At 36.5% G+C, this 13,244-nt stretch carries 17 protein-coding genes, 2 tRNA genes and 1 pseudogene (1 of these 20 cut by a window edge); 1 reads left to right on the forward strand and 19 read right to left on the reverse strand.

Translation table 11 applies throughout. The features are described from left to right. From PGC14_RS13485 to PGC14_RS07085, 3 genes and pseudogenes are all read right to left on the reverse strand, one after another. Positions 1-1,976, reverse strand: a pseudogene (locus PGC14_RS13485) (thiamine pyrophosphate-dependent enzyme); it reaches 233 nt to the left of the window's first position. Further along, a complete protein-coding gene (locus tag PGC14_RS07080) occupies positions 1,973-2,992 on the reverse strand; it encodes a 2-oxoacid:acceptor oxidoreductase family protein (protein ID WP_271628534.1) in 1,020 nt (339 codons plus the stop codon). The pseudogene PGC14_RS13485 and the gene PGC14_RS07080 overlap by 4 nt, the downstream one beginning before the upstream one ends. Before the next feature lie 30 nt (positions 2,993-3,022). Further along, positions 3,023-4,207: a CCA tRNA nucleotidyltransferase gene (locus PGC14_RS07085; protein WP_039764323.1), complete on the reverse strand. Its 1,185-nt coding sequence runs from the start codon at positions 4,205-4,207 to the stop codon at positions 3,023-3,025. Positions 4,208-4,338: 131 nt separating this feature from the next. On the opposite strand from PGC14_RS07085, the gene PGC14_RS07090 reads away from it, so the two are divergent. Beyond that, complete coding sequence (locus PGC14_RS07090; protein ID WP_039764322.1) at positions 4,339-5,139, forward strand: histidinol-phosphatase HisJ family protein; 801 nt, start codon at positions 4,339-4,341, stop codon at positions 5,137-5,139. Positions 5,140-5,143: 4 nt separating this feature from the next. Here PGC14_RS07090 and mnmA read toward each other — a convergent pair whose 3' ends face one another. The 16 genes from mnmA to PGC14_RS07170 all read right to left on the reverse strand — a co-directional run bounded on the left by mnmA (position 5,144) and on the right by PGC14_RS07170 (position 13,232). Beyond that, positions 5,144-6,229 carry a tRNA 2-thiouridine(34) synthase MnmA gene (gene mnmA, locus PGC14_RS07095; protein WP_039764321.1) on the reverse strand — a complete coding sequence of 362 codons (1,086 nt, stop codon included), beginning with the start codon at positions 6,227-6,229 and terminating at the stop codon, positions 5,144-5,146. A 24-nt stretch (positions 6,230-6,253) separates the two neighbouring features. Then, positions 6,254-6,637, reverse strand: coding sequence for a Fe-S cluster assembly scaffold protein NifU (gene nifU / locus PGC14_RS07100; protein WP_039764320.1), 384 nt, complete (start codon positions 6,635-6,637; stop codon positions 6,254-6,256). Between the two features lie 2 nt (positions 6,638-6,639). Further along, positions 6,640-7,824 carry a cysteine desulfurase NifS gene (nifS, locus tag PGC14_RS07105; protein WP_039764319.1) on the reverse strand — a complete coding sequence of 395 codons (1,185 nt, stop codon included), beginning with the start codon at positions 7,822-7,824 and terminating at the stop codon, positions 6,640-6,642. A gap of 64 nt (positions 7,825-7,888) precedes the next feature. Further along, positions 7,889-8,341: an RrF2 family transcriptional regulator gene (locus tag PGC14_RS07110; protein WP_011917759.1), complete on the reverse strand. Its 453-nt coding sequence runs from the start codon at positions 8,339-8,341 to the stop codon at positions 7,889-7,891. 250 nt (positions 8,342-8,591) lie between these two features. After that, entirely contained in the window at positions 8,592-8,969 is a 378-nt protein-coding gene (locus PGC14_RS07115) for a type II toxin-antitoxin system VapC family toxin (protein WP_051109287.1), read from the reverse strand. Then, a complete protein-coding gene (locus PGC14_RS07120) occupies positions 8,953-9,192 on the reverse strand; it encodes a type II toxin-antitoxin system Phd/YefM family antitoxin (RefSeq protein ID WP_039764317.1) in 240 nt (79 codons plus the stop codon). Before PGC14_RS07120 ends, PGC14_RS07115 begins: the two co-directional genes overlap by 17 nt. Before the next feature lie 262 nt (positions 9,193-9,454). Continuing rightward, positions 9,455-9,530: transfer RNA gene (locus tag PGC14_RS07125), tRNA-Glu, on the reverse strand. Positions 9,531-9,534: 4 nt separating this feature from the next. Further along, positions 9,535-9,608: transfer RNA gene (locus PGC14_RS07130), tRNA-Gln, on the reverse strand. Positions 9,609-9,758: 150 nt separating this feature from the next. Beyond that, a complete protein-coding gene (rplQ, locus tag PGC14_RS07135) occupies positions 9,759-10,100 on the reverse strand; it encodes a 50S ribosomal protein L17 (protein ID WP_011917762.1) in 342 nt (113 codons plus the stop codon). Beyond that, the gene (locus PGC14_RS07140) at positions 10,097-11,071 is read right to left on the reverse strand and encodes a DNA-directed RNA polymerase subunit alpha (RefSeq protein WP_039764316.1); all 975 of its coding nucleotides are present in this window, start codon (positions 11,069-11,071) and stop codon (positions 10,097-10,099) included. The genes rplQ and PGC14_RS07140 overlap by 4 nt, the downstream gene beginning before the upstream one ends. Positions 11,072-11,128: 57 nt before the next feature. After that, positions 11,129-11,755, reverse strand: coding sequence for a 30S ribosomal protein S4 (rpsD, locus tag PGC14_RS07145; protein ID WP_127351555.1), 627 nt, complete (start codon positions 11,753-11,755; stop codon positions 11,129-11,131). 23 nt (positions 11,756-11,778) lie between these two features. Continuing rightward, positions 11,779-12,171 carry a 30S ribosomal protein S11 gene (rpsK, locus tag PGC14_RS07150; RefSeq protein WP_011917765.1) on the reverse strand — a complete coding sequence of 131 codons (393 nt, stop codon included), beginning with the start codon at positions 12,169-12,171 and terminating at the stop codon, positions 11,779-11,781. Positions 12,172-12,190: 19 nt separating this feature from the next. After that, on the reverse strand, positions 12,191-12,565 hold the full coding sequence (gene rpsM / locus PGC14_RS07155) for a 30S ribosomal protein S13 (RefSeq protein ID WP_011917766.1): 375 nt from the start codon (positions 12,563-12,565) through the stop codon (positions 12,191-12,193). Positions 12,566-12,588: 23 nt separating this feature from the next. Next, positions 12,589-12,702, reverse strand: coding sequence for a 50S ribosomal protein L36 (gene rpmJ / locus PGC14_RS07160; protein WP_011917767.1), 114 nt, complete (start codon positions 12,700-12,702; stop codon positions 12,589-12,591). A gap of 27 nt (positions 12,703-12,729) precedes the next feature. Further along, entirely contained in the window at positions 12,730-12,948 is a 219-nt protein-coding gene (gene infA, locus PGC14_RS07165) for a translation initiation factor IF-1 (RefSeq protein WP_011917768.1), read from the reverse strand. A gap of 14 nt (positions 12,949-12,962) precedes the next feature. Next, positions 12,963-13,232, reverse strand: coding sequence for a KOW domain-containing RNA-binding protein (locus tag PGC14_RS07170; protein WP_011917769.1), 270 nt, complete (start codon positions 13,230-13,232; stop codon positions 12,963-12,965). Positions 13,233-13,244: the final 12 nt, after the last annotated feature.

Genomic DNA, 13,244 nt, shown 5'->3' on the forward strand with positions numbered 1-13,244 from the left:
CTGCTTTAATTACTCTTCTTTCTTTAGATGGTTCATCTCCCCAGTTCAGTGGACATGCTGACAGAGCTTTAATGTAAACAAGTCCCTCTTCTCTCATAATCTTTTGTGCCTTTCTTGCTTTTTTTACAAAATCTATGGGATCTGACTCAGCAACAGTAGCCACATATGGAATATTTGTTGCAACCATTATCTGTGGGGTATCTTTATGGAATGTTGACTTTCCAAACTGAGTTTTGCCAACATGTGAAGTTGAACTTGAGGCTCCATAGGGAGTTGTATATGAAAGTTGATAACCTGTATTCATATATCCACCATTGTCGTATTCAAATATAATCATCTTGTGATTTCTCAGAGCAGCTCCAATTGTGGGCCCCATACCTATGTCGTTGCCACCATCACCTGTGACAAGAATAAAAGTAAGTTCTCTGTTTGGTATTTCTCCCCTTTTTTGACGCTGATGATACATCTCTACAAGTCCTGATAAAGTAGCAGCCCCATTTTGAAATAGATTGTGGATATAAGTTGTTCTGAATGCTGTTTGAGGATAAGCAGTTGTTACAACCATACCACAGCCTGTATGAAAAAGTAAAACTACATCCCCTTCAATACCTTTTAAAAGAAGATTCAAGTTTGGAAAGATTCCACATCCTGGGCATGCCCCATGCCCAGGAACAATTCTTTTGGGCATTGCTGTCAAGTCGCGAGTATTTAATGCAATATTTTTTGTCCACTCAGCCTTTATTGGCTCCATGTATTTTCTGGGCTTATAGTTCTCATCTCCTGCATACGCTCCGATATAATCAAAATCTGGTATTTGTTTCTTATCCTCGTATGCTAAATATAAATCCTCAAAAATAGAAATGGCATCATCTAAAAAGAAATCTTTCCCACCAAGCCCATAAATCCTGCTAATTACTTTTATATCTGTCCTCAGCTCTTGCAGGGTAGCTTTTACCTCAATTGTCATATTGCCACCTTTTGCACCATAACTTTCTTGTCTATCTAATACAGCAAGGTATTTTACATTTTTGAGCAGCTCTTGGATTTCTTTTTTTAGGCCAGGGCCGCAACACGTTTGTTGTTGCCACACCAACTTTGAGACCCTTTTGCCTTAAAAGGTCAACAGCTTCGCAAACGGTATCATAGCTGGAATTCAACACGAATATTGCAACTTCAGCATCTTCCATTTTGTAACCTTCAACCAAAGTATATTTTCTACCACTTATTTCATAAAATTCATCAAATACCTTAGGGATGACCTCATAAGCTTTGTCCATCGCCTTGCTAAGTTGATATTTGTTATTTATAAGGTCAGGTTCATTCATGTATGGACCAATTGTCACAGGATTTTCAGGGTCTGTTGCAACAATCCGGGGTGGTGGAGTTTTCCCTACAAACTCTTGAACATCTTCTTTGTTCTTAAAATAACTTACAACTCTTTTTTGATGACTTGTAAAAAATCCATCATACGCAACAATAACAGGCAAATTAACCTCAGGATGTTCGCTAATTTTTACTGCCATGATATTCATGTCATAAACCCTTTGAGGGTCTTTAGCAAGCAAAATTATCCACCCAGTATTTAATGTAAACATCAAGTCACTATGATCACCTTTTATATCTAAAGGTCCGGAAATTGACCTTGTAACTAAATTCAAAACCATTGGAAATCTTGTACCAGATTGAACAGGCAGCTGCTCTAATGCATACATAAGACCATTGGCACTTGTTGCATTAAAAACTCTTCCACCGCCTAAACTTGCTCCGTAGCAAATTCCTGCTGCCCCATGCTCGCCATCTGCTGCAATAAGCAAGATATCATGCTGACCATCTGCTCTCATCTGGTCAAGTTCTTCTGCAATTTGGGTTGATGGTGTTATAGGGTAATATCCCATGATATGATAATTTATTTGCGATGCAGCCAAAGCCGCCATTTCATTTCCGCTTTCAAAAATTGTTTCCTGAGGTTTTATCATGAATTTTCACCATCCTCATACCATTTCTCATATACATCAAAATCATGCTTGGCAGAAATTTTCTCAATGTCATGTTCTCTTTCAATTCCTTCAACAAGTGCTCCGCTTGGACAGACATCTACACATCTCAAACATCCTTTACAATATTGATAGTCTGGTCCTAAGTTGAACATTTTAGTTTTACCGTTTTCTGGAATTCTATCCCACACAAAGACATAATCAGGACATGTTGTTTCACAAAGACCACAATGGATACACTTTTCTTTTATAAAGATAGGAATTTTGCCTACTCTACTTGTAATGTTGTTTTTCGTAATAGTATTTGCATATTCAATAATCGTCCCACCAATTGGCGCATTTTTGTAGCCTATTGGACGTCTCTCTTCTTGATATTCCACATAAGGATATTTTCCATCATATTCAAAATATTCAGATTTTACTTCTTTATAACCTGCTTCAAGTCCAGCAAGATTTGATGGTATTGTTTGAGGATATTTTTTCTCAAAAGCCTCTTTAACCAACTCCTTTACGCTGTCTAAACTTATAAATCCAAGCATTTTTACTATTGCACCCAGCATTACCATATTAATTCTTGTCTTTTGTTCAAGAGCTATTTTAATGGCATCAATAACTGCAACAGTGCCGCTTGCAAGTTTTAAAAAGTCACGAGCTGCATACACATCTTTACTTGTATTCAGAATGACTATACCGTCTTTTTGAAGCCCTTGAGTGACAGGATTTGTATTTACCATATTTTCATGAAATATAGCTACCAAATGAGGTTTTACAACGGGCGAATTGATTCTTATTTGCTTTTCCTTTGGCGCAAATCTAATATATGATTTTACAGGTGTGCCCTTTTTCTCAGAACCGTAACTTGCAAAATTCAAAGCATTAAGTTCACTTCCAACAACTCCTGCCTCGGCTAAGATTTTTCCCGCAACATTAGCCCCAAGTCCGCCGATACTTTCAAGTCGAATTTCGTAGTATCCAAGTTCATTTGTGGTTGGTAGCATTGTTCATCTCCTCAATTAAATATTTGTTTATTAATTTTTACCCTGTTTAAAATATGAATTAACATGTTTTAAAATTTCATCTCTATTATTTTTCTCAGGATTGTGAAGAATATATTCATATATTATCTGTAATACGTTCCCCAATTCTTTGCCTTTTAACCCGAGCTTTAACAAATCATCACCCTTTATCTTAACATCCTTTTTGCTAACAAGCTTATTTTGGGCCTTTAAAGTACTAAACAGTTCCATCATTGTTTTATCTTCCTTTAAAATTGAAAGTGTAGAAATTATTCCTTCTGGCATCTTCTCTTCTTCAAAATATACCTTTTTTACGAGGTACTCTGTGGCATATTCAGAACTTAGATAGTTACATAGCTTTGTTGCAAGAGTGATATTTTTTTTATCAAATCTGAGATCTCTCATTATATCTTCCACCTTTTTTGGATCTTGGAAACAAGCAAAAAATGCCGGAATTTTGAACTCAGAAGGAATCAAATCAAACTCTGTTGAATGCAGAAAGCTGTATATTTTTATATATTCTGGAATCACAGTCTCTCCAACACCACTTTCATAAAGCAGTTTTATACCATATAAAGAGTTTTTGCTGCTGAGAATCTTTGAAAGTTCAGCATTTATTCTCTCCTTAGAGATCTTTTTCAAAAGGTCTTTTAAGAGCACAACACCTTCAAATGTCTTCTCATCTATGCTAAAATTAAGCTGAGTTGCAAACCTTATACACCTCAGAATTCGAAGAGCATCTTCAAAAAATCTCTGGTGAGGATTTCCAACACAGCGAACAATTTTATTTTTTAAATCATCAAGTCCGTTGAAATAATCAATAAGGCCCTCATCTGGGTGATATGCCAAGGCGTTTATCGTAAAATCCCTTCTCTTTAGATCCTCATAAAGACTGTTTGTAAACTCTACCGTAGGCCATCTATGATTTTGATATTCTTTTTCTATTCTAAGAGTTGTAACCTCAATCTTCACATTGTTTATTATGACTGTCACTGTTCCATGTTTTATCCCTGTTGGAATTGTCTTTTCAAAAAGTCTCATCACATCTTCTGGCTTTGCATCTGTTGCAATATCAAAATCCTGTGGAGTGGTACCAAGCAAATAGTCTCTTAGGCATCCTCCCACTAAGTATGCTTTGAAATTGTGCTGATTTAGCCTTTTTATCACTTGCATTGGTTCATCCTTTAGCTTTATCATAAAATCACCCTTTTTTACATTATTGTCATTGTCAATAAAATATCATACAATTTGATTATACGCAAAAACTATAGCCTGTTTCCAAATTTAATTGAAAGCCAAAAACTCTATTAAAAAGGAGATGACATAAAATGTTTGACTATCATATTCATTCAAACTTCTCATCCGACTCAAATATGAGCATGGAAGATGCTATCAAAAAAGCTTTAGAGCTTGGCCTTGATGAGGTAGTTTTTACTGACCACATGGACCTTTTATACCCGCCAGTTTCATATCCTATTTGGGACATAGACTATGAGGAGTACATGAAAGAATTTTATTCTGTCAAGGAAAAATACAAAGGCAGAATTAAGATTAAATTAGGTGCTGAAGTTGGTTTGCAACCACATTCTATAGAAAAAAGTTTGGAGATCTTAAATAGCTATCAGTTTGATTTCATTATTGCATCAACCCATGTTGTAGACTTTCAAGATTTGGCAGATGGCATTTTTTATACAGGCAAAACCAAAGAACAAGCTTTTTTGAGATATTTTGAAGAAACATTAAATCTTATAAAAATGTTCGATAAGTTTTGTGTCTATGGTCATCTTGACATTGTAAAACGCTATGGAAATTATGAAAATAAAGAATTGGACAGAAAAGAATATTGGGACCTTATAGATGAGATTTTAAAATTACTCACACAAAAGGGGAAGGGAATTGAAGTAAACACTTCAGGTTATAGATATGGCCTTCAGACGCCTCATCCTGAACCCAAGATCTTGAAAAGGTATTATGAGCTGGGTGGAGAAATTGTCACAATTGGGTCTGATGCTCACTCACCAAATTTTATCGCTTACATGTTTAAACCAACCATTGAGTTGCTAAAAGAGATTGGTTTTAAATACTTAGCAAAATTTGAAAACTTAGAACCAGTATTTATAAAAATATAGGCCCTCACACGAGGGCCTTTTCTATTATACCACCACCAACCACAATATCATTATTATAAAACACCACAGACTGGCCAGGTGTTATTGCACGCTGTTTTTCATAAAACTTGACAAGTACTTTATCATTTTCCATAGGTACGATTTTGGCTTTCGCCTCTTTAGCTGTATATCTTATCTTTGCCGTAACTTCTATTTCAGATTCTAATTTGTCAAATGGGATAAAATTCAAATCAGTCGCAATAAGCGCATCTGCAAATATCTTATCTTCATCCCCTAAAACAACCTTGTTTTCTTCTGGCTTTATAGCAACTACATACATTCTCTTGCCAGTTGAAATACCAAGTCCCTTTCTTTGTCCAATAGTGTAATTGTAATAAGCTCTGCTTTTTCCAAGGATTTTACCCTCTGTGTCTACGTACACACCATCTTCTCTAATCCCTGTTTCTTTTTCAATAAACTTGCCATAGTTATTGTCAGGAATAAAGCAAATCTCCTGTGAGTCTGGCTTTTTTGCAACAGGGAGCTTAAATTTTTCTGCAAGTTTGCGAACATCATCCTTTGAAAATCTTCCTAAAGGAAAAAGAGTTTTAGATAACATCTCTTGCGTCATGTTATATAACACATATGTCTGGTCTTTTTCTTTTGCTTTAGACCTTTTCAAAAGGTATCTGTTCAAACTACTGTCATATTCTATAACTGCATAATGACCAGTGGCAATATAGTCCATACCAATAGCAATCGCTTTTTTTAAAAAAAGTTCAAATTTAATTTTTCTATTACACATTATACAAGGGTTTGGAGTCCTACCTTTTATATATTCATCAATGAAATAATCAATTACCATTTTCTTGAAATCATCCTTCATATTGAACACATAGTATGGAATATCAAGTATATTAGCAACTCTGCGAGCATCATCCACTGCATAGATTGAACAACAACTCTTTCCCGTTATTAGATCCTCTCCACACTCGTTTTGCCAAATCTGCATAGTAGCACCGTATACCTCATATCCTTCTTCCTTTAAGATTGCAGCAGCAACAGAAGAATCAACACCTCCACTCATTGCAACAAGGACTTTTTTCTTCAAAAAATCTCACCCTTTTATACCAATTTAGTTTTGTGTTTGCTGCTTCTGCTTGCTCAAATAATCCTCTATTGCAGCCTTGATTGCCTCTTCAGCCAAAACAGAACAGTGAAGTTTGTTTGCTGGAAGACCATCTAACGCCTCTGCTACAGCCTTGTTTGTAATCTGTAAGGCTTCTTCAATAGTCTTTCCTTTTACCATTTCTGTTGCCATTGAACTTGTTGCAACAGCAGCACCACACCCAAATGTTTTAAACTTTGCATCAACTATTATACCATTTTCTATCTTAAGATACATCTTCATTATATCCCCACATTTTGGATTACCTACTTGAGCAACACCATTCGCATCCTCAATCTCACCAACATTTCGAGGATTCATAAAATGATCCAAAACCTTTTCACTATACATCTTTATCTGCCCCCTTTTTTCACCTTTTCATAGAGTGGACTCATCTCTCTGAGCCTTGATACGATTTCTGGCAAGACCTCTAAAAGATAATCTATATCTTCTTCCGTGTTGTCTTCACCTAAGGTTATTCTCAACGAACCATGCGCTACCTCATGCTCAAGCCCTATTGCCAACAGCACATGTGATGGGTCTAAAGACCCTGATGTACAAGCAGAACCGCTTGATGCCGCAATTCCTTTCATGTCAAGCATCAAAAGCAAACTCTCTCCCTCAATAAACTCAAATGAGAAATTAGCATTATTTGGAAGCCTGTTGTATCTATCACCATTTAGACGAACATAATCAATCTTGCTCAAAACCCCATCAATAAGCTTATCTCTTAGCTTTTGAAGTTTTGCAGCATACTCAGAGAGATTCTGAATTGCAAGCTCTATCGCCTTGCCAAGCCCAACAATTCCAGCAACATTTTCTGTTCCTGCACGTCTGTTTCTCTCTTGAGCTCCTCCATGTGAAAACGGATGAATCTTCGTTCCCTTTTTTATATACAGTGCTCCAACCCCTTTTGGTCCATAGAACTTGTGAGCAGAAAGTGATAGCAGATCAACACCCAAATCTTTTACATCAACAGGAATTTGACCAACTGCCTGAACAGCATCTGTATGAACAATTATTCCTCTTTCTTTTGCTATTTTTGCTATTTCTTTAACTGGCTGAATTGTACCAATTTCATTGTTTGCGAGCATTACAGAAACCAATATAGTATCTTCTCTTATTGCTTCTTTGACTTTTTGAGGATCCACAATACCATTTGGCTCAACAGGAACATATGTCACTTCAAACCCTAAACCCTCAAGATATTTTAGTGGGTGCAAAACTGCATGGTGCTCAATGGTTGTTGTTATAATATGCTTACCTTTATCTTTATTTGCAAAGGCTACACCTTTTAATGCCCAGTTATCTGACTCTGTCCCACCAGAGGTGAAAAATATCTCTTGCACCTCTGCATTTAAAGCCTTAGCAACCCTTTCTCTTGCAAGCTCAATTGCTTTCTTTGCTTCTCTGCCAAGTCTGTATATGGTTGACGGATTGCCATACTGCTCTGTGAGATATGGCATCATCTCATCTAAAACTTCTTTTTTTAGTGGGGTTGTTGCTGCATGGTCAAAATAGATAATTCTTTCATGCATTTATATCATCTCCTATTATTTTTATCTTTATAGTAGAGTATCTACATCTATTATACCCTCATTTTTAAATATAAAACATATAAGACTCATTTGCTGTCATCTTTTTATAATCATCAACTAAGTCTTGCAACGTTATTGAGTCCACAACACTTTCGATTGCTTTTTTTACCTTCTCCCAAACTTTTTTTGTAACGCAAAAGTCCGCTCTTGGACAATCCACTTTTTCTATATCATCTATGCACTCAGCAGGCGAGAGTGACCCCTCAAGCGCCCGTAAGATCTCTCCTATAGTTATTTTCGACGGTTCTCGAGACAGCATATACCCACCTTGAGCACCTCTTATACTCTTCACAAGTCCAGCCTTTTTTAGAGTTGCAATTAGCTGCTCTAAATAATGTTCAGAGATTTCTTGACGCTCGGCAATGCTTTTGAGTGAAACAAGTCCTTCATCATAATGCAGTGCTAAATCAAACATTGCTCTTACACCATATCTTCCTTTTGTCGACAACCTAAACATTTTTATCTCTCCAATTCCGACTTGTATACTCGGTTTTATTTTATGATAACATGTTGAAGTTGTCTTTGTCAATACTTTTGCTAAATAAAAAAATCCATCTTTTTTAGATGGACTTTTTTAAGTTTTTGTTATCGCTTTTTATATCCTTCTATTACTCTCTTAATACTTTTGCAAAAGAGAGTAGTGTTATAACTGCTACCTTGAGAACTTGTCTATGGCTTGATAATCGTATGAACAAAATCAAAAGGAGTTATTGTTTTGATATAAGCTTTTTAAACTTATCATCTCTTGTTATTAACCACTCTGCTTTGATTTTTTTGGCACATTGAAGTTGTAAAGCATCCCTTAAATCCTTTATAGCTGGATTTCTCAAAGCATCTTCTACATCCTTTTTAGTTATACCAACAAGTTTTACTATGCTAAGTAATGCTTCAATACCTTGACGCGCTTTTTCATTCCCTAAATTCTTGGAGATAAAATAATAAATATCTGTAACAGCAAAAGAAGGAATATACCCTTCCACAACGTTTTGCTCACAGTATTTTAACACTGTATACAAATCAGTGTCAAATGGTGCTCTTTTTAATAAAACATCCAAAATAACATTAGTGTCAATTAACACCTTCATGCTTTTTTAGCCTCTCATTCCTTATTTGTTGTACATCTATCTCTTTATTACCATAATTCTCCATCAAACCATATAAAAAATCCACAGCAGAGGTATCACTCTTTCTAATCGGTGTAAGCTTTGCTACTTTTCTACCATTTTTTGTAATAATAATCTCTTCTTTCTCAGCAAGTTTCAGATATTTCCCTACTCTCATTTTAAATTCTGTCGCATTCACAATCATAGCTATCACCTCATCTTAAAGCTTAGCTATTTTTATCGTAACACAAAATAATCATTGTTGTAAATCGTATTTTGACCACTTGAATGGTTTCTTTACCTGTCGTATAAAATGATATATGGCAAAACTAAAAAGGTGGGCATTCAAAATACCCACCCCAATTCTTGACAAAGAGCCTGATTGCACTTTTCAAAAATAATAAAATCGTCTGTCCTACTTTTCAAAGCCATTAGACAGACGAAGTATATTCTTTTGTGGATATAAATGGTAGCCCTAAGGGGATTCGAACCCCTGTCTCCGCCGTGAGAGGGCGGTGTCCTAGGCCTCTAGACGATAGGGCCATTTTGGCTGCGGGACTAGGACTCGAACCTAGACAAGGTGATCCAGAGTCACCTGTGCTACCATTACACCATCCCGCAACAATCAAAAAGCATATATTATATTAGCAGATATCTTGCACTTTGTAAATAGCAAAAATATATTCGTTGTTATTACATGGATTCGAATAATTACGCTATTGCAGATTACTATTAAATGAAAAGGTCAAAGAGGACTTTGCCTCTTTGACCTCACACCAGTTCTATATAAACCATCATTGCGCCGTCACCTTTTCTTGGACCAACCTTGATTATCCTTGTATAACCGCCATTTCTTCCTTGATATCTTGGCGCAATCTTCTGGAACAAATCATAAGCCACATCTTCTTCGTAAAGATACCCTAACACTCTTCTATATGATGCAAGGTCGCCCTTTTTAGCTATGGTGATGAGTTTTTCAGCTACTCTTCTCAAATCTTTTGCCTTTGCTTCTGTTGTCATTATTCTACCATGCTTGAACAACGATGTTGCCAAGTTTCTCATAAGAGCCTGTCTGTGGTCTGTATCGCGTTTGAGTTTTCTCAATTTGTTCATTTCTCTTCTTCCTCCTCCTTCGGCGTGCTATCGCTCTTTTTGAGGCTCAGTCCTAAGCTGTGAAGCTTTTGAATGACCTCTTCTAATGATTTTTTACCAAGGTTTCTTACCTTCATCATCTCTTCTTCTGTCTTGTTGACTAAATCTTCAACAGTGTTAATACCAGCTCTTTTGAGGCAGTTATACGACCTGACTGAAAGCTCAAGCTCTTCTATAGTCATATCAAGAAGTTTATTCCTTTTTGGTGGTTCTTGCTTTACAACTGTCTCGATCTTTGTCGGAATATTTGAAAGATCAGTAAACAGGTTAAAATGCTCAATCAAAATCTTTGCAGCAACTGTTAGTGCCTCATCAGGCCTGATAGTACCATTTGTCCAAATCTCCATTGTAAGCTTGTCATAATCTGTAACCTGACCAACTCTTGTATTCTCAACCTTATAATTTACCTTAGTAACAGGGGTGTAGATTGAATCAACAGGAATTACACCTATTGGCTGGTTTGATTGTTTGTTTCTCTCTGCAGGAACGTAGCCTTTGCCCTGATTCACTGTTATTTCCATAAAAAGTCGTGCGTCTTCATTCAGCGTTGCAATATGATGCTCAGGATTGCAAATCTCTATATCAGCATCTGCTTTTATATCCTTTGCCTTTACCTCACACTCACCCTGTGCCTCTATATACATTACCTTTGGACCGGGTGATGACATCTTGATTGCTAACCCTTTTAGGTTAAGAATAATCTCTGGAACATCTTCTAATACTCCTGGAATAGTAGAAAACTCATGGAGAACACCATCTATTTTTACCGCTGTCACAGCTGCACCAGGCAAAGACGATAAAAGCGTTCTTCTAAGTGCATTACCAATTGTGATTCCATAACCCCTTTCCAAGGGTTCAATGACATATCGACCATACTTTTGGTCCTGGCTTAACTCTTCACATCTAATTGTGGGTTTTTGAATTTCAATCAACTCAATATACCCTCCTTAAAAATAATACACCACAAACTGCTTTAGTGAGGGCATTTATTACTTGGAGTAGAGCTCTACAATCAAGTGCTCTTTGATTGGCATATCAATATCTTCTCTTGTTGGTAAAGCAATTACTTTACCTACAAGGTTTTCAACGTCCTTTTCAAGCCATTTTGGTGATGGTCTCTTTGCATATTTCTCTTTTATCTCAATAAATCTTGGTTTTGACTTGCTTTTTTCTTTTACTTCAATTACATCTCCAACATCAACAAGATAAGACGGAATATTTACAGTCTTACCATTTACTTTAAAGTGTGCATGCGATACAAGTACTCGTGCCTCACCACGTGATGATGCAAAACCCAATCTATACACCACATTGTCAAGTCTTCTTTCAAGTAAAGACAAAAGATTTTCACCTGCAATACCCTTCATCTTCTCAGCCATCTCAAAATATCTTCTAAACTGAGTTTCCAAAACACCATAGATTCTCTTTACCTTTTGTTTTTCTCTAAGCTGCATACCATACTCAGAAAGCTTCTTTCTCTCTTGACCATGCTGACCAGGGGGGTATGGTCTTTTTGCAAACGCACACTTTTCTGTATAGCATCTATCACCTTTTAAAAATAATTTCATTCCCTCTCTTCTGCATAGTCTGCAATCAGGTCCAATATACTTTGACAAGACAAAGCACCTCCTATAAAATTTTATACTCTTCTTCTTTTAGGTGGCCTGCAGCCATTGTGAGGAATTGGAGTAACATCTTTTATAAGCGTTACCTCAAGCCCTGCTGCCTGGAGTGCTCTAATCGCAGCTTCTCTTCCTGCACCTGGCCCTTTTACGTAAACTTCAACTGTCCTCATCCCATGGTCCATTGCCATCTTTGCTGCTTTCTCAGCTGCAAGCTGAGCGGCAAACGGAGTTCCTTTTTTTGTTCCTGAAAAACCGCATGTTCCTGCACTTGCCCATGCAATTGCATTTCCTGATGGATCAGTAATTGTAACAATTGTATTGTTAAATGTTGAATGTATATGAGCAATACCTTTTTCTACATTTTTTCTCTCAGAACGTCTAACTGTTCTTCTTGCTGGTCTTGCCATTCTTATTTACTCCTCCCTTTTATGATTTCTTTCTCATAACACCAACAGTTTTTCTTGGTCCTTTTCTGGTCCTTGCATTTGTCCTTGTTCGCTGACCACGAACAGGCAGTCCCCTTAAATGTCTTAAACCTCTGTAACATCTAATATCAATTAATCTTTTAATGTTTCTTGCAATCTCGGCACGAAGTTCACCCTCAACCTTGAAATTTTTATCAATATAATCTCTTATCTTAGCGACCTCATCATCAGTTAAATCCTTTACTCTCTTGTTTGGATCAACACCTGTATCTCTCAAAATCTGCTTTGACCTAGATAAGCCTATACCAAATATATATGTCAGTGCAATTTCAATTCTTTTTTCTCTTGGTAAATCTACACCTGCAATTCTTGCCATTTTAAAAATTCACCTCCAAAAAATTAACCTTGTCTTTGCTTATGTTTTGGATTTTCACAAATTATTCTTATCTTACCCTTTCTTCTGATAACCTTGCATTTTTCGCAAATAGGTTTTACAGACGGTCTTACCTTCATTTTTTCTCCTCCTTCTTCAAAAAGAGTTTATTTTGACCTCCACACAATTCTGCCACGTGTCAGGTCATAAGGTGATAGCTGTACAACAACTCTATCACCCGGTAATATTCTAATAAAATTCATTCTCAGCTTACCAGAGACATGAGCAAGAACTTTATGCCCATTGTCAAGCTGGACTTGAAACATAGCATTCGGCAATGCTTCAATAACAGTCCCTTCTAATTCAATTACATCCTCCTTGGACAAGGCTTATCAACCCCCTACTCTTTTCTATTCTCAAATTCCTCTATCACCTTCGCAACCTCCGCATCAGTCAACTTTTTCTTTAGTATCTTTTCTTTTATCTCTTCGGAGACAAACTTGGTAGGTGCAATGTGTTTAATCTTTTTCTTCTTGGGCTTTTTAATCTTTCTCAATTTCCCATCTACAAGATACACATAACCATCATCGGTTACGTCAAATATAATAAAGAACCTATTTTTATCTCTCCCCATTTTGGACAGAACTATCTGCCCTATTTGAAGATCCATTTGAAAAACACC

Origin of the sequence: Caldicellulosiruptor sp. DIB 104C (assembly GCF_028198085.1) — a bacterium.
GTDB lineage: Bacteria > Bacillota > Thermoanaerobacteria > Caldicellulosiruptorales > Caldicellulosiruptoraceae > Caldicellulosiruptor > Caldicellulosiruptor saccharolyticus.

Coding starts and splice junctions, on each gene's coding strand:
- PGC14_RS07080 (WP_271628534.1), bottom strand. CDS start 2,992: ATGCTACCAACCACAAATGAACTTGGATACTACGAAATTCGACTTGAA.
- PGC14_RS07085 (WP_039764323.1), bottom strand. CDS start 4,207: ATGATAAAGCTAAAGGATGAACCAATGCAAGTGATAAAAAGGCTAAAT.
- PGC14_RS07090 (WP_039764322.1), top strand. CDS start 4,339: ATGTTTGACTATCATATTCATTCAAACTTCTCATCCGACTCAAATATG.
- nifU (WP_039764320.1), bottom strand. CDS start 6,637: ATGTATAGTGAAAAGGTTTTGGATCATTTTATGAATCCTCGAAATGTT.
- nifS (WP_039764319.1), bottom strand. CDS start 7,824: ATGCATGAAAGAATTATCTATTTTGACCATGCAGCAACAACCCCACTA.
- PGC14_RS07110 (WP_011917759.1), bottom strand. CDS start 8,341: ATGTTTAGGTTGTCGACAAAAGGAAGATATGGTGTAAGAGCAATGTTT.
- PGC14_RS07115 (WP_051109287.1), bottom strand. CDS start 8,969: ATGAAGGTGTTAATTGACACTAATGTTATTTTGGATGTTTTATTAAAA.
- PGC14_RS07120 (WP_039764317.1), bottom strand. CDS start 9,192: ATGATTGTGAATGCGACAGAATTTAAAATGAGAGTAGGGAAATATCTG.
- rplQ (WP_011917762.1), bottom strand. CDS start 10,100: ATGAACAAATTGAGAAAACTCAAACGCGATACAGACCACAGACAGGCT.
- rpsK (WP_011917765.1), bottom strand. CDS start 12,171: ATGGCAAGACCAGCAAGAAGAACAGTTAGACGTTCTGAGAGAAAAAAT.
- rpsM (WP_011917766.1), bottom strand. CDS start 12,565: ATGGCAAGAATTGCAGGTGTAGATTTACCAAGAGAAAAAAGAATTGAA.
- rpmJ (WP_011917767.1), bottom strand. CDS start 12,702: ATGAAGGTAAGACCGTCTGTAAAACCTATTTGCGAAAAATGCAAGGTT.
- PGC14_RS07170 (WP_011917769.1), bottom strand. CDS start 13,232: ATGGATCTTCAAATAGGGCAGATAGTTCTGTCCAAAATGGGGAGAGAT.